A 15,316-nucleotide genomic window follows, 5' to 3' on the forward strand; every position below is an offset into this window, starting at 1 on the left:
GTCGGCGATCCGCGCGCCTGTCTGCTCGATCTTGCCAAGGCAGCGGTCGAACGCGGTCGCCACCTCGCCTTCCGTCTCTTCGAAAAGGACGCCGCGATGGCCGGCGAGGTGCCGACCGCGCTGATGCCGATTGCCCTTGCAGGGCTTCGCATAGGCATTCCGCGCGGCGTCCTTTTCGAAGAGACGGAAGGCGAGGTGGCGACCGCGTTCGACCGCTGCCTTGGCAAGATCGAGCAGACAGGCGCGCGGATCGCCGACCTGTCGATCGACGATCTGCTTGCCGATTTGCGCGCGGCCACCAAGCGTGGCTCGATCGCTGCGATGGAAGGGGCCGAAGTGCATGCCGACTGGCTGGCGACAGGAGCGTCGGTGCCGGTCGACCCGCATGTCAGCGGACCTTTGTCGCGGGCGGCAATGCTGCCGACGCCTGTCTACATCAGGGCAATGCGTCGTCGCGCAGCACTTGCCGCCGCCATGGACGAGCGGCTGGCATCGGTCGATGTACTGGCTCTGCCGACCACGCCGGTGACGGCGCCGACCATCGTCTCGATGGCTGACGGCGCCGAGCTGCGCGACCGCACCGAGGGCCTGCTGCTGCGCAACACGCAGGTAGCCAACCAGTTCGATCTCTGCGCGATCTCGCTGCCGATGCCGGGCACTCCGCTGCCGGCCGGCCTGATGCTGGTGGCGCGCAACGGGCATGACCGGCGCCTGCTGCGGATTGCCGCTGAAATAGAGCAGCTGCTTGGCGCGTGACCAGGGCTGGACTGAATATCAGTGCGACGAACAGTGCTTGCGTTCGCTGTCCTTGGCGGTCCGCACGATACGGGTCGCGACAAGCCAGGGGAGATTGTACTTCTTGCCGGTGATGGTCTGGGTGCGGTGCTCGATCGAGCCCCTGACGACGATCTTGCCGGCATAAAGCGCGTCGGAAAGATCGGTTATCGCCTTGTCGGCCTGCGGCAACCCGCTTGGGTCGATCGAGACGCCCTTGATGATCGCCACGGTGGCAAGGTCGAGTGCGCTGTTCGACGGGCACGGCGCCTTGAAGCAGCGCAGCCCGTTGTCACAATAGACATAGCTTATTTCGGCCGCGAATGACGGCATGGCGCAGAGCGAACACACGACGGCTACCAGGGATGCGAGGCGTGGATCGGACATGGCCCTCAGCGTCGCGGAGAATTGGGGCGAAACCGCGATGCGTTACGGGCTCGCCGGAAACCGCCGCCGATAGTGATCGACCACTTCCGGATTGCGCAGATTGACCGGCAGCTTGTTGGCCAGCACCAACAAGGCTTCACCCGCCGCGCCGACGCCCATGCGCATCATCGATTCCTCGGTGATCCCGGCCATGTGCGGCGTGATGATGACATTGTCGAAGCCGAAATAGGGATGGTTCGACGGCAGCGGCTGTGTCGCAAAAACATCGAGCGCGGCACCGCCGATACGGCGTTTCTGCAACGCCTCGATCAGCGCATCGTCATCGATGACCGGTCCGCGCGACACGTTGATCAGCAGCGCATGCGGCTTCATGCGGGCGATCCGCTCACGGTTGATCAGGCCGCGCGTTTCCGGCGTCAGCGGGCAGCACAGAACGATGATGTCGCTCTGCTCGACGAGAGCGTCGATCGACAGGAAGCCGACCTTGTCCGGCGCCGGCTGCATGCTGCGCGTCGTTGCCACCACCTTCAGGTCGAAGCCGTGCGCGGCGATATGGCCAACCGCCTGGCCGACGGCGCCGAGGCCGACGATGCCGATCGTCTTGCCGGCAAGCTCGCTGCTGGAATTGGCGTGCTCGCGGCCGGCGAGCCAGCCTTTGGTGCGCAGGTCACGGTCAACGACGCGGAAGTTGCGCAGCAAGGCCAGCGCCGCGAACATGACGTGCTCGGCAACCGAGCGGGCATTGACTGCCGGCACATTCGCCACCAGCACGCCGGCGGCCGCCGCTGCTTCCATCGGGATCATGTCGAGCCCGGCGCCATGACGGATTGCCGCCCGCAGCAGCTTTGCGCCGTCGAAAAGCTGTGGTGGCAGCGGCGCGCGCACGATGACGATGTCGGCATCCTTCGCCTCGGCGGCCAGCGTGGCCGGATCGATGGCGGAGGCGACGACGAGTTCTCCGGCGCCGGCCAGCATGGCCGAGGCGCGCGGGTGCAGGGCGTGGGTCGTGAGGATTCGGGCCATGTCGGTCAAGCTTTTTCGAGCGCCGGGCTTTGAGGTTCCTCGCCATGGCCCTCGATCAGGCCTTTCCAGTAGCTCTCAGCCCCTTGCAAATGGGCGCTCATCAGCGCCTGGGCGAGATTGCCATCGCGGCGCAGCAGCGCCTCATAGATCTGGATATGCTCGGCATGCGAGCGCACGTTGCGCTCGGGGTCGTTGAAATAGATCGGCAGGCGCTGCTCGCCCATCATGTAGTAGACGCTGCAGACATTGTGGAAGACGCTGTTCTTGGTGGCGCGCACGATCTCGAGGTGGAATTCACGGTCTTCCCTGGCAAGCCCTTCGCCGGCGGCAATGCGCTCTTCCGAAACCTTCAGGATTTCACGCAGCCGCTCGAAATTCTCCTCGGTGGCGCGCGAACAGGCAAGTTCGGCCGCCTTGATCTCGTGGATCTTGCGCAGTTCGACCGTCTCGTAGATCTGGATCGGGTCGAGCGGCAGGCCCGCGCGGGCAAAGAGCGCCATGGCCTCCACGCTGGCCTGCTTGGTGTCGATGTAGATACCGGACTTGGCCCGGCGCTCGACGATGCGCATGGCCTCCAGGATGGCCAGCGCCTCGCGGATCTGGCCGCGGCTGACGGCGAAATGCTCCGCCAGTTCGCGTTCCGAAGGCGTTCGGCCGCTCTCCTTGTCCGAATGGGAGAACAGGTAGGCAGCGAGTTCCGCGAGGAGGTTCTTTTCTTTCATCGTCAACCGCGTTGCGCGTGCGCCTCCAGGAACCGCTCCGAAATGGTGAATCCCAGGCCCGGTTTTTCCGGGATCGCTATCATGCCGTCCCTGGCTTCGACAGTCTCTTCGACCAGATCATGGATCATCGGGTTGGCGCCGAGCGAATATTCGACGGTGAAACTCGACGGCGAGGCGGCGCAGACATGCAAGCCTGCGAAAAAACAGGGCGCGCCGGCCCACAAATGCGGTGCAAAGCGCAGATTGAAGGCGCTGGCGATGGTGCCGATCTTCATCGCCTCGCTGATACCGCCGCAGAAGGCGGGATCCGGCTGGAAAATGTCGGCGGCTTTCAGCACCGCGAGATCGCGGAAGGCATAGCGTGTCGCCTCGCTTTCGCCGGTGGCGATCGGGACGGCACCTGACGCCCGCACTTCAGCCATGCCGGGCTTGTCGTCGGCGATGATAGGCTCCTCGAACCAGGCGAGGTCCAGATCGTTGACGAGATGGATGAAGCGCTTGGCCTCGGCCACCGTGTAGGTGCCGTGCGCGTCGACCATCAGTTCGACATCGGGGCCGAGCGCCTGCCGTGCGGCCCGCACGCGGCCGGCCGAAATGTGCGCCGCGCCATCCATGGCGCCAACCCGCATCTTCAGCGCCTTGAAGCCGCCCTTGGCGATGTAGGATTTCAACTGCTCGCCGATGGCGTCGGCAGCCGCCCAGCCGCCGGACGCGTAAGCCGGCATGCGATCGAACTTGCGGCCGCCCAGCAGCCGCCAGACCGGAACGCCAAGCGATTTGCCAAGAATGTCCCACAGCGCGATGTCGACGGCGCTGATGGCGGCGATGCTCATGCCGCGCCGCGCCAGTTGCGGCATGGCGTGGCCGCCGCGCGCTGCGCTGTCGTGGCGCACGCCATTGTAGAGCATCTCCCATATGACGCCGATGTCCGCCGGATCGCGGCCGACCAGCTGAGGCCCGACCTCATGGTTCAGCATGTGGACGAGTGCACCGTAGCTGCCGGCACTGCCGGCGGCGTTCTTGCCTTCGCCCCAGCCGACCAGCCCGTCATCGGTTTCGATGCGCAGGATGGCGGCGTCGAAGGTCGTCACCTGACCGAAGTCGCTGCGGTGCTGCCGAGCGGCTTCGATCGGAACGCGGATCCACCAGGCTTGGACGGACTTGATACGCATATTCTTCCCCAGCCCCGCCGCCGGTCAGGGCGGAAGGGCGAATTTCCCAGAGGCAGTCGGCTACTTGATCAGCGGCAATAACGTTTCGGCGTTGATGCGCATCTGGTCGGTGTAGAATTTCTCGGTGAGCACGCTGGAGCCGTGGTCCTGGATGAACTTCAGCTGCTCGGGCGAGATGTCGACCGGATTGCGCTCGACCATGTCGGGATAGGGGGCTGCCGGCGTCCGGTCGACGGGCGCGACGAACTCATTGGTCAGCGCGCCGTCGTAGCCGATCTCGCGCAAGGTGGCGACGATCTTCGGCCAATCGATCTGGCCGAGGCCGGCGGCAAACCGGTTGTTGTCGGCGACGTGGAAGTCGAACAGGCGCTTTCCGACCTGCCGGATCGCGTCATGGACGTTAAATTCTTCCATGTGGATGTGGTAAGCGTCTAGGCACACGCCGCATTCGGGGCTGACCGCGTCAGCCAGCGCCAGTGCCTGGGCGCCGCGATTGAACAGATAGGTCTCGAAGCGGTTGAGGGGTTCGACAGCGATCTTGACGCCGACCTTCTTGGCGTGGGTGAAGCATTCACGGGTGGCGTCGACGACCCACTTCCATTCCTCTTCCTCGGTCCCGTCAGGCACGACCTTGCCGACGGTGGCCGGAACCAGCGTGATGATCTCGCCATCGAGTTCGCTGACCATGGTCAGCACGTCCTTGACATACTGAACGGAACGCTCGCGCTGGCCCTGGTTCCTGGCGGCAAGATTGCGCTCGCCCAGCATCAGGGTCACCGCGCCCCAGCAGCGAATACCATGCTCCTTCAGCAGCGCCCGGGTCTCCTTGGTCTTGTACTGCTCGGGCTCGCCGGAAATCTCGATCGACTCATAGCCGAATTTCTTGATGCGCTTGAGCGTCGTCTCCAAGGGTTCCGCGCGCATCCAGTTGTGCGTCGAAAGATGCATGGTCTGTCCTTCCCAAATCGTCTCTATGGTTCGCCTGCGACATGCATCGCCAAAAGGCGACACAAAGGTTCCTCCCCAAGGCGTTCCCAGCCTTTTTTCGCAAACTGGTTCGACCAATTGGGCCTGAAGCGAGGTCTACAGCAAATTCTCCAGATCGGCAAGAAGCGCTGGGGTGCAACTCTCTCAATGGATTATTTCCTTGATTATATTGAGATATATAGGCCTGCAACAGTTGATTTTGGGGTCTTGATGGCGCATTGCGCGGCTTGACCAAATTTCCACATTTGGTAATACCAGAATGGCGGTGCGTGCAAGCACCCGTTGAGAAAAGACCAAAGTGGCTGGCCCTGCTTCCAATCGGCGCTATGCTCGGTCGAGAGAGAAATGAGGGAGGATGCGATGCCGACGACAATGAAGGGCCCTGGGCTGTTTCTGGCGCAGTTCGCGGGCGACGCCGCGCCGTTCAACTCACTGGCGTCGATCACCAAATGGGCGGCCGGTCTCGGCTACAGGGGCGTGCAGATCCCGACCTGGGACGCGCGGCTGTTCGACCTCAAGAAGGCGGCTTCTTCCAAGGCCTATTGCGATGAGGTGAAGGGCATCTGCGCTGACGCCGGCGTCGAGATCACCGAACTGTCGACGCATCTGCAGGGGCAGTTGGTCGCGGTTCATCCAGCCTATGACGCGCAGATGGATGGCTTTGCGCCGCCGTCGGTGCACAACAATCCCGCAGCCCGGCAGGAGTGGGCTGTCGAGCAGATGAAGTTCGGCGCTAAAGCATCGCGCAATCTGGGCCTGAATGCTTCAGTGTCGTTTACCGGCTCGCTGGCTTTCCCTTACCTCTATCCGTTCCCGCAGCGACCGGCTGGACTCATTGAGGAAGCGTTTGGCGAGCTCGGCAAACGCTGGAAGCCGATCCTCGACGTCTACGAGGACAACGGCGTCGATGTCGGCTATGAAATTCACCCCTCTGAGGACGTGTTCGACGGCGCCACTTTCGAGATGTTCCTCGACGCGGTCGGCGGCCACAAGCGCTGCAATATCAACTACGATCCGTCGCACTTCCTGCTGCAGCAGCTCGACTATCTAGAATTCATCGACATCTATCACGAGCGCATCAAGGCGTTTCACGTCAAGGACGCCGAGTTCAACCCGACCGGCCGGCAAGGCGTCTATTCCGGCTACCAGAGCTGGACCAACCGCGCCGGGCGCTTCCGTTCGCTGGGCGATGGACAGGTGGATTTCGGCGGCATCTTTTCCAAGCTGACGCAGTACAATTATGATTCCTGGGCGGTACTGGAGTGGGAGTGCTGCCTGAAGCATCCGGAGGATGGTGCGGCCGAAGGCGCGCCTTTCATCGAGCACCATATCATCCGGGTGACCGAAAAGGCATTCGACGACTTCGCCGCCGGCACCACCGACAAGAAGATGCTGCGCGCCATGATGGGCATCTAGCGCGGTTTCCCCTCCCCCTCGAGGGGAGGGTGGCCCGAAGGGCCGGGAGGGGTCGGTTCATGCCGAGCTCTGCCTCAACGACCCCACCCGATCCGCTGCGCGGATCGACCTCCCCTCAAGGGGGAGGTGAGCAACAGCGAGGAGCAAGATATGGTCGGCGCATCGAAGTCGGAAACGGGAGGCGGCCCGATCCGCTACGGCATGGTCGGCGGCGGGCAAGGCGCGTTCATCGGCGCGGTGCACCGGATCGCGGCGCGGCTGGACAATGATTTCGTGCTGGTTGCCGGTGCTTTGTCAGCCGACCCGGCCCGTGCCAAGGCCTCGGCCGCCGAACTGGGGCTCGACCCCGCACGCAGCTATGCATCCTATGCCGAGATGGCCAAGGCCGAGGCGAAGCGCCCCGACGGCATCGAGGCAGTGGCCATCGTCACGCCCAACAATGTCCATGTGCCGGCGGCAAAAGCTTTCCTCGAGGCCGGCATCCACGTCATCTGCGACAAGCCGCTGGCGACGACCCTGGCCGAGGCGAAAAAGCTTGCGGCGATAGTCGAGAAGACCGGCAAGGTGTTCGTGCTGACGCACAACTACACCGCCTATCCGATGATCCGGCAAGCACGCGAAATGGTCGCCAAAGGTGTTCTCGGCGACATCCGCATCGTGCAGTCCGAATATCCGCAGGACTGGCTGACCGAGGATTTGGCCGCGACAGGCCAGAAGCAGGCGGCGTGGCGCTCCGACCCCAAGCAGGCAGGCGCCGGCGGTGCGCTGGGCGATATCGGCACGCATGCCTACAACCTCGCCCGCTTCGTCTCAGGGCTGGAACTGGACTCCCTGTCGGCCGATCTCGACGCCTTCGTGCCGGGCCGGCTACTCGATGACAACGTCAACGTCATGCTGCGCTTCAAACCTATCGGCAAGACGCATCCGGCCAAGGGCATGATCTGGGCAAGCCAGGTGGCGCCCGGCCACGAGAACGGGCTGAAGCTGCGCATCTACGGCTCCAAGGGCGGGCTGGAATGGGTGCAGGCCGACCCGAACTATCTCTGGTACACGCCGTTCGGCCAGCCGAAGCAATTGATCACCCGCAACGGCGCCGGCGCGCTGCCGGTGGCGGGCCGTGTCAGCCGCGTGCCGTCGGGTCATCCCGAGGGCTATCTCGAAGGTTTCGCCAACATCTACCAGGAGGCCGCACGCGCCATCCGCGCGGCACGCCGCAAGGGCGGCAAGCCGCCCAAGGACGTCGTCTTCCCGACCATCCAGGACGGCGTCGAGGGCATGGCCTTCATCGAGGCCTGCGTGAAATCGTCGAAGAAGAATGGGGCGTGGACGAAGCTGTAGTCGCACGGCGGGTAACGAAGGCCCCCTCACCCGGATTGCCAGCCGAATTGCGAAGGGCAATTCGGGGCAATCCGACCTCTCCCCGAGGGGAGAGGAGGAAGCCGAGGCCCGTGCTCGTCTCTTCTCCCCTCGGGGAGAAGGTGACCGCGAAGCGGCCGGATGAGGGGACTTTGCGCGAAGCTGACGGGAACAGCCCGCACGCAGCATCAAATGGGGAGGGGCGTCGATGAAAATCGGCATGTGCATGTTCTTGTGGACGACGGCGGTGTCGAAGAAACACGAGCCGCTGTTGCGCGACATCAAGGCGACCGGCTTCGATGGCGTCGAGATACCGATCTTCGCCGGCGCGCCGGACGACTACAAAAAACTCGGCGATCTGCTCGACCGCATCGGACTGGAGCGAACCTCTGTTTCGGCCATGGGCGATCCGGCGATGAATTTGATCTCGGCCGACGCGGCGACGCGCAAGGCCGGGGTCGACTACATGAAATGGGCGATCGACTGCGCGCAGGCACTTGGCGCCAGCACGCTGAGCGGCCCGCTGCATTCGACGCTCGGGTCGTTTTCCGGCTCCGGACCGACCTCTGCCGAGAAAAAGCGCTCCGTCGCCTCGCAACGCGCGATCGGCGACCATGCCGGCAACAAGGGCGTCACCATCGGCCTCGAGGCGCTCAACCGCTTCGAATGCTATCTCCTCAACACGATGGCGGATCTGTCGGAGCATATCGACGCCATCGACCGGCCGCACATCAAGGCGATGTACGATACTTTCCACGCCAATATCGAGGAGGCCGACCCGATCGGCGCCTACACGAAACATCGCAGGAATGTCGTGCATATCCATATTTCGGAGAATGATCGCGGCGTGCCGGGGCGCGGCAACATTCCCTGGACAGAAACATTCTCAGCCATCCGCAAGAGCGGCTATGACGACTGGCTGACGATCGAGGCGTTCGGCCGCTCGCTGAAGGACTTGGCGGCGGCAACGAAGGTGTGGCGCGATTTTTCCGAGACGCCGGAAGCGGTCTATCGGGAGGGGTATAGGCATATCAAGAGCGGGTGGAAGAAGGCGGCTTAGGCGCCCTGACCCATTTTCTATTTGCGTTCGCGGCGGTTGCCAGGTGGTTCCCCCGCTCCGTCTCGGCTTCGCCGAGCCACCTCTCCCCCCTCCGGAGGGAGAGGAAAGGGAGCTTGGTGGCTGGTCTAGAAAGACAGGCGTCGGCTCGGACAGCCTGGCGCCTTTCCTCTACCCCGTCGATCGGGGGAGAGGTGTCGAGCGTAGCTCGACGGAGTGGGGGGCGATCCTTGGGCGCCGGACGAGACGACTTGCGCTTCTGCATCACAAGCCTACCCCTGCTCGGCCTGGATCCTGTTGTAGTCGTGGATTGTCCGGCTCAGCCGGCGGCGCAGGAAGTTGGAGATGTTGTCGAAGATGAAGACGACGAACAGGATCAGCAGCACCATGTAGAAGACGTTGGCCCAGTTGGAATTGGTGCGCATCGCTTCCCAGAGCTTGAGGCCAATGCCGCCGGCGCCGACGGCGCCGATGATGGTGGCGCCGCGGGTGTTGGATTCCCACTGGTAGAGCGTCTGGCTGATGAAGATGGGGATGATTTCCGGCATCACGCCATAGCGCTGCACCAGCAAGCCATTGGCGCCGGTCGACTTGATGCCCTCGCGTGGCTTGTCGTCGATGTTCTCGAGGCTTTCCGAATAGACTTTGCCGAGGGTGCCGATCTCGGTGAAGAAGATGGCGGCACTGCCTGCCAGTGGGCCGGGGCCGAAAGCGCGGGTGAAGAACAGCGCCCAGATCAACATGTCGACTGAGCGCATGAAATCAAAGAAGCGCTTCAGGATCTGGCTGAGCAACCCGCTGGGCGTGATGTTGCGGGCGGCGAAGAAGGCAAGCGGAAAGGCGACGATGCCACCGAGCAGCGTGCCCAGAAAAGCCATGACAATGGTCTGTAGCAGCTTCGTCCAGACGTCGCCGTGCTGCCATTGGGCGTTGTTCCAGATGTTGTTGCCGGCCAGCGCGAGGTTCGAGGTGCCCGGCTTGAGTTCGGGCCCGGACACGATCAGCGAGATGACTTCGCCAGCGGACTTGCCGAAGAAGGGTGAGCGTGTGTCGAACACGAAATTTGCCCAGCCGAGGAAGCGTTTGCGGACTTTTACCCGGTCTACGGTGACGCGCACCTCGCCGACAAAGCCCATCTTGGCGACGATTTCATCGTCATGCACGGTCACCCAGTCCGGCACAGGGCCCGAGACTACCGGCTTGCCGCTGGTCAACGCTACCGGCACTGTTTGTCCATGAGCAACAATGGTCGCATAGGTCTTGTCGAACGTGACGGACTTTGCCTGGCCATCGATCCGCACGGTGAAGGAGCCGTCGGCATTCTTGATTACCCAATCCGGATTGGGATTCTCGCCCAGCGCCGAAAAACGCGGATATCTGGGCGTAATCTCCGGCTGGTCGAGCCGGAATTCCGGTTGCAGATCGTAGCTGACCCATTGCGTCAGGAAGAGCGGCAGCCGTTCCCAATGCGATTCGCGCAAAACGTGCGGCAGGCTGAAGAACCATAAGGCATAGACGAGATAGAGGAGCGTGCCGACGAACAGGAGCAACGGGCCGAAGCGCTTGTAGGCCGGACGCCGGAACACGTGCGGGTAGCGTTCCTCGATCGCTTTGATTTTATCGACGGTCATGGCCATGGTCAGGTGGCGCTCATCAAAAAGGCCTGTTCGCCGACCAATTTGCGGCGCAGCCAGGCGGAGAACTGGTCGATGATGAAGATGGTCGTGAACAGCAGCAGCACCAGCGCCAGCGTCTTGGCGCCGAAGCCGCGCGAGATGGAGAGCTTCAGCTCCTCGCCGATGCCGCCGCCGCCGACGGCGCCGATGATCGTCGATGCCCGAACATTGATCTCGATCCGCAGCAGCGTGTAGGACATGAAATTGGGCAGCACCTGCGGCAGGTCGGCGAAGCGCACCCGCTCGAACCAGTTGGCGCCGACCGCCGTCAAGCCTTCCTCGGCGCGCATGTCGATGTTCTCGTTGATCTCGTAGAACAGCTTGCCGAGTGCGCCGATCGAATGCAGGCCGATGGCGATGATGGCCGCGATGGGACCGGTCGAGACGATGGCGGCGAACAGGCCGGCAATGACGATTTCGGGAAAGGCGCGCAGCAATTCCATGAGGCGCTTGACGATGAGCCGCAGCACCGGGTGCGGCGTCAGATTGCGCGCCGCGATGAACGAGAAGGGCACGGCGAAGACAAAGCCGATGAAGGTCGAGACCAGCGCCACATTCACCGTGGTCAGCATCAGCTCGAAATATTCGGGGATGTAGAGCCCGCCCCAGATATAGACCCGGCCGAGCGGAAAGTTGAATTCCTGGGTACCGGTGTCGTGCGGCGAGGCGATGTCGAATAGCGCGCGCCAGACGTCGTTCCAGTCCATGGGAACCAGCCAGCTCAGGAAATCCAGAATGTGCGGCAGGCGGTCAAAAAAGTGCCCGGCATTGGCTTCGTCGGCAAACCACATGCTGGAAAACATCGCAACAAGCAGCAAGCCAACGCCGAGTGCTGTATAGAGCCGGCGCAGGGACGTCTGGCTTCGCCAGGCATCGGCCATCTGGTGGGTGGGGGCTGTCACTGAAATGGTCATGATCGGAGATGCAGAAAGGGCGGTACTTTGAACGCACCGCCCTTTCCGGTTTCGCCGTTAGCCGCCGATGGCTGCCTTACGGGCTTCGACGATGACGTTGTAGAAGTCCGCCTTCACCGGGACGTAGCCGGTAAAGTCGCCGCCTTCGACGCCTTCGAAGCAGGCCTTGTCCTTGGTCGGCAAGGCGGTGAAGAAGGCGGCCAGCTTGGCGGTCATCTCGTCGCCGAGCGCGGTGCGCACGACCAGCGGGCCGTTCGGGATCAGGCCCGAGCGCCAGACTTCGACCAAGTCGTTGGGGTCGACGGCGCCCTTGGCGACTACCTTGTGGAAGCTACCGGAGGTGAAGCCGTTCTTGAAGTCGCCGACGCCCGAAGAATCGTCTACCGCGACATCGACCTTGCCGTCGCGCACGGCGAGAATGTTGTTCTCATGGCCGCCGTTGAACTGGGTCGAGGCAAAGAACGTCTCGTTCGAAGCGCCGGTGTCCTTCGGAATCTGGGTCAGCGGGATCAGATAGCCGGAGGTCGAATCCGGATCGGCATAGCCGAGTTTCTTGCCTTTGGCCGACTTGATGTCGGTGATGCCGGAGGATTTCAGTGCCAGGCCGATCGAATAATAGCCGGTGGCGCCGTCGGTCTGCTGGGTGGTGAGGATCGGGGTGACCGCCTTCGGGTCCTTGAGAACGACGCTGGCGTAGCCGGAAGCGCCGAGTTCGGCGAAGTCGAGCGTGCCGCCAAGCAGGCCCTGGATGACGCCGTCATAGTCGGCGGCCGGGAACAGCGAGACCTTTTCGAAGCCGAATTCGGCCTTCAGATGGTCGGCAAGGCACTGGTAGTTGCGCAGCCGGTCGGTTTCGTTTTCGCCGCCGAGAATGCCGACGCGAAATTCCTTCATATCGGCCGCTTGGGCCATGCTGGTCGCCATGGCGAGCACCGAAACGGCGCTGAAAACCATCTTCCTGAACATTGGATATTTCTCCTGTAGGTTCCGGCCCCGCGCCGGCAGCGTTATCGATTTTGACAGGTGCCCTTGACGTGGACTGGCGATCCCAACCGCTCTCAATATCCCGGGAATGCGGGCTCGAGCGGTCCGGCGGATGCGGCGATCTTGCGGCTGAAGGCAACGCTGGTCGAAGTGATGGCCTCGGAGATCTCCTGGCCATTGCTGTCGGCGCCGTAGACGAGGCGCACGGCCTCGCGGTTGAGTTCTTCCGGCGGGCCGTCGAAGACGACCTTGCCGGCGGCCATGCCGATGATGCGGTTGCAATAGGTACGGGCGGTATCCAGCGTGTGCAGATTGGTGACGACGGTGATGCCTTCGCGCAGATTGATGTCCTGCAGCGAATCCATCACCACCTTGGCGTTGAGCGGGTCGAGCGAGGCGATCGGCTCGTCGGCGAGGATCACCTTGGGCTGTTGCATCATGGCGCGGGCAATGGCGACGCGCTGCTGCTGGCCGCCCGACAAGGTGCCGGCGGGCTGCAGTGCGGTGCGGGCGATATCGAGCCGCTCGAGCGCGGCGACCGCCTCGGCGCATTCGGCGCGGGAGAACATGCCGAGCAGGTTGGACATGGTGGAACGGTGGTTCAGCTTGCCGAGCAGCACATTGGTCAGCACGTCGAGGCGCGGCACCAGGTTGAACTGCTGGAAGATCATGGCGCAGTCGCGCTGCCAGCGCCGCAGCGGCGAGCCGCTCAGCTTCGAGACCTCGGCGCCGTCAAAAAAAATCGACCCCTGGCTGGGATCGATGAGACGGTTGATCATGCGAAGAAGGGTCGATTTGCCGGCGCCCGAACGGCCGATGACGCCAACCATCTGACCCTGCGGGATGGCGATGTTGATGTTGCTGACGGCGGTGTTCTTGCCAAATCGTCGGGTGACACCGCGGATTTCGAGCGTGGCGGAATTTGCTGGCATGGGGCAGGTTCCAGTCCGGACCATTGATCGTCAGGCATTCGCCTAGCGCAGCCACATGAACCTGCCGTGTCGCGGTGATGTCAGTTTTGTTACGCTCCACAGGCCGGAGCCTGTGGCCGGCCCAGGACCAGCAGTCGAAGGTGATGTGGAATGCAGGCCTGGCGAGTTGGTGCCGATGGCAAGACGGCACCACGTGATGCGCACATACTCGCCCGTGGCGCGCTGGCGACGGCGAGGCCTTCCTTTAGGCGTTCCAGACAAGGGCCGTCATGGTGTCGAGAGGCACGTCATGCGGATAGCAGGGGCCAGGCGGTTTGCCCCGCTGCCCGGCGTCAGTGGCGGCCCATTCCTGGACGTCGCTATCCGCCATATTTCTCCAGGAAGGCCTCGGCCTCAAGCTCCCGGAAGTCATCCAACGCGGTCCGCAGCCTTGCATGATCCCAGTCCCACCAGGCGAGCGCCTGGTAGCGTTCGGCCGTGCGACGATCGAAGCGCTCGCGGATCGGCTTTGCCGGCACGCCGGCGACGATGGTGTAAGGCGCGACATCTTTCGAGACGACAGCACCGGCGCCGACCGCGGCGCCATCGCCGACGATGACGCCGGGCAGGATGGTCGAGCCATGGCCGAGCCAGGTGTCGTGGCCGATGGTGACACGTTTGGCGCGGCGCTGGGCGAAGAATTCTGTCTCGTGCTCGGCATCGTCCCAGTAGTCCGAGGCGCGATAGGTGAAGTGATGCAGCGTCGGCCGCCAGGTCGGGTGGTTGGTGGCGTTGATGCGCACAGCGGCGGCGATGTTGGCGAACTTGCCGATTGTCGCGCACCAGACGGAGCAGTCCTGCATCATGTAGGAATAGTCGCCAAGTTCGCCTTCCGAGACCCGGCTGCGGTCGGCGATCTCGGTCCAGCGGCCGAGCGTCGAATTCTGTACATCCGCCGTCGGGTGGATCAGCGGCGTCTCGGACAATTTCCTGCTCATGCGGCGATTTTTCCGGACGCGAAAGCGGTGACGTCGATGATGCGGTCGGCAACCGCCTCGCGCACGTCGTGGTCATGGAAGATGCCGAGCAGGGCGACATCAGCCGCCTTCTTGGCGGCGATGAGTTCGATCACGACGTCGCGGTTCCTGGCGTCGAGCGAAGCGGTCGGTTCGTCGAGCAGCAGGATCGGATGCTCGGTGATGAAGCCGCGCGCGATGTTGACGCGCTGCTGCTCGCCGCCGGAAAAGGTCGCAGGCGGCAAAGCCCAGAGTTTCTCCGGCAGGTTGAGCTGTGCCAGCAAGGCGCGCGCCTTGCCGCGGGCAATCTCGCGATCCTCGCCGCGCTCGACCAGCGGTTCGGCGACGACATCGAGCGCCGAAACGCGCGGCACGGTGCGCAGGAACTGGCTGACATAGCCGATCGTTTGCCGGCGCACCGCAAGCACGGTGCGAGGGCTGGCGGTGGCCAGGTCGATCAGCCCGTCATCATGCGTGACGATGATCTGGCCTTCGTCGACGGCATAGTTGCCGTAGAGCATCTTCAGGATCGAGCTCTTGCCGGCACCGGACGGGCCGCCGAGCACGGTGCATTCGCCGGCCCTGATCGAGAACGAGACACCGGCGACAACAGGCAGTTTGATGCCGTCGCGCAGGTGCATGGTGAAGCTCTTGGCAACGTCGGAGACAACGAGGGGGGTCGGCATGGTTATACCTGAAGTATCGAGGAAACGAGGAGCTGCGTGTAAGGCGCGCGCGGGTCGTCGAGCACGCGGTCGGTGAGACCGCTTTCGACGACGCGGCCGTCCTTCATCACCATCATGCGCTGCGACAAAAGCCGCGCCACGGCAAGGTCATGGGTGACGACGATGGCCGCCAGACCAAGATCGGTGACCAGACCGCGCAACAGGTCGAGCAGGCGCGCCTGCACCGAGACGTCGA

Annotated in this window: 15 protein-coding genes and 1 pseudogene; 4 read left to right on the forward strand and 12 right to left on the reverse strand. The window is 63.4% G+C overall.

Annotation, left to right across the window (positions count from 1 at the left end; translation table 11 throughout):
* The coding region (locus tag EN749_RS15550; protein WP_245491405.1) for an amidase family protein at positions 1-756 on the forward strand (756 nt) is incomplete at its 5' end.
* Between the two features lie 18 nt (positions 757-774).
* Here the strand turns inward: EN749_RS15550 and EN749_RS15555 are convergent.
* Genes EN749_RS15555 through EN749_RS15575 form a run of 5 tightly spaced genes read right to left on the reverse strand, consistent with a single transcriptional unit; the run spans position 775 to position 5,026 of the window.
* Entirely contained in the window at positions 775-1,161 is a 387-nt protein-coding gene (locus tag EN749_RS15555; RefSeq protein WP_128363461.1) for a hypothetical protein, read from the reverse strand.
* 42 nt (positions 1,162-1,203) lie between these two features.
* Positions 1,204-2,184: a hydroxyacid dehydrogenase gene (locus tag EN749_RS15560; RefSeq protein ID WP_127809263.1), complete on the reverse strand. Its 981-nt coding sequence runs from the start codon at positions 2,182-2,184 to the stop codon at positions 1,204-1,206.
* 5 nt (positions 2,185-2,189) lie between these two features.
* Positions 2,190-2,906 carry a FadR/GntR family transcriptional regulator gene (locus EN749_RS15565; protein WP_127259775.1) on the reverse strand — a complete coding sequence of 239 codons (717 nt, stop codon included), beginning with the start codon at positions 2,904-2,906 and terminating at the stop codon, positions 2,190-2,192.
* 2 nt (positions 2,907-2,908) lie between these two features.
* The gene (locus EN749_RS15570) at positions 2,909-4,078 is read right to left on the reverse strand and encodes a mandelate racemase/muconate lactonizing enzyme family protein (RefSeq protein ID WP_128363462.1); all 1,170 of its coding nucleotides are present in this window, start codon (positions 4,076-4,078) and stop codon (positions 2,909-2,911) included.
* 60 nt (positions 4,079-4,138) lie between these two features.
* On the reverse strand, positions 4,139-5,026 hold the full coding sequence (locus EN749_RS15575) for a sugar phosphate isomerase/epimerase (protein WP_027037785.1): 888 nt from the start codon (positions 5,024-5,026) through the stop codon (positions 4,139-4,141).
* Positions 5,027-5,425: 399 nt separating this feature from the next.
* Between EN749_RS15575 and EN749_RS15580 the strand changes: the two genes are divergently transcribed.
* The 3 genes from EN749_RS15580 (at position 5,426) to EN749_RS15590 (ending at position 8,897) form a co-directional block, all read left to right on the forward strand.
* Positions 5,426-6,481 (forward strand): sugar phosphate isomerase/epimerase, encoded by a 1,056-nt coding sequence (locus EN749_RS15580; protein WP_127269536.1) that lies wholly within the window; start codon positions 5,426-5,428, stop codon positions 6,479-6,481.
* 150 nt (positions 6,482-6,631) lie between these two features.
* Positions 6,632-7,819: a Gfo/Idh/MocA family oxidoreductase gene (locus EN749_RS15585; RefSeq protein WP_127269535.1), complete on the forward strand. Its 1,188-nt coding sequence runs from the start codon at positions 6,632-6,634 to the stop codon at positions 7,817-7,819.
* Positions 7,820-8,045: 226 nt separating this feature from the next.
* Positions 8,046-8,897: a sugar phosphate isomerase/epimerase gene (locus EN749_RS15590; RefSeq protein WP_127809264.1), complete on the forward strand. Its 852-nt coding sequence runs from the start codon at positions 8,046-8,048 to the stop codon at positions 8,895-8,897.
* 269 nt (positions 8,898-9,166) lie between these two features.
* On the opposite strand, the gene phnE (EN749_RS15595) is transcribed toward EN749_RS15590, so the two are convergent.
* From phnE (EN749_RS15595) to phnK, 7 genes and pseudogenes are all read right to left on the reverse strand, one after another.
* Positions 9,167-10,525, reverse strand: coding sequence for a phosphonate ABC transporter, permease protein PhnE (phnE, locus tag EN749_RS15595; protein WP_189367537.1), 1,359 nt, complete (start codon positions 10,523-10,525; stop codon positions 9,167-9,169).
* Positions 10,526-10,533: 8 nt separating this feature from the next.
* The gene (gene phnE, locus EN749_RS15600; protein WP_128363464.1) at positions 10,534-11,484 is read right to left on the reverse strand and encodes a phosphonate ABC transporter, permease protein PhnE; all 951 of its coding nucleotides are present in this window, start codon (positions 11,482-11,484) and stop codon (positions 10,534-10,536) included.
* A 57-nt stretch (positions 11,485-11,541) separates the two neighbouring features.
* A complete protein-coding gene (gene phnD / locus EN749_RS15605; protein ID WP_128363465.1) occupies positions 11,542-12,450 on the reverse strand; it encodes a phosphonate ABC transporter substrate-binding protein in 909 nt (302 codons plus the stop codon).
* Positions 12,451-12,542: 92 nt separating this feature from the next.
* Positions 12,543-13,400: a phosphonate ABC transporter ATP-binding protein gene (gene phnC, locus EN749_RS15610; RefSeq protein WP_128363466.1), complete on the reverse strand. Its 858-nt coding sequence runs from the start codon at positions 13,398-13,400 to the stop codon at positions 12,543-12,545.
* 359 nt (positions 13,401-13,759) lie between these two features.
* Entirely contained in the window at positions 13,760-14,377 is a 618-nt protein-coding gene (locus EN749_RS15615; protein ID WP_128363467.1) for a DapH/DapD/GlmU-related protein, read from the reverse strand.
* Positions 14,374-15,081 (reverse strand): phosphonate C-P lyase system protein PhnL, encoded by a 708-nt coding sequence (phnL, locus tag EN749_RS15620; RefSeq protein WP_127809270.1) that lies wholly within the window; start codon positions 15,079-15,081, stop codon positions 14,374-14,376. Before phnL ends, EN749_RS15615 begins: the two co-directional genes overlap by 4 nt.
* Positions 15,082-15,083: 2 nt before the next feature.
* Positions 15,084-15,316: pseudogene (gene phnK, locus EN749_RS15625) on the reverse strand (phosphonate C-P lyase system protein PhnK); the annotation flags it as partial.

The sequence above is a fragment of the Mesorhizobium sp. M7A.F.Ca.ET.027.02.1.1 genome, from assembly GCF_004022985.1.
In the GTDB taxonomy this organism is placed as follows: Bacteria; Pseudomonadota; Alphaproteobacteria; order Rhizobiales; family Rhizobiaceae; genus Mesorhizobium.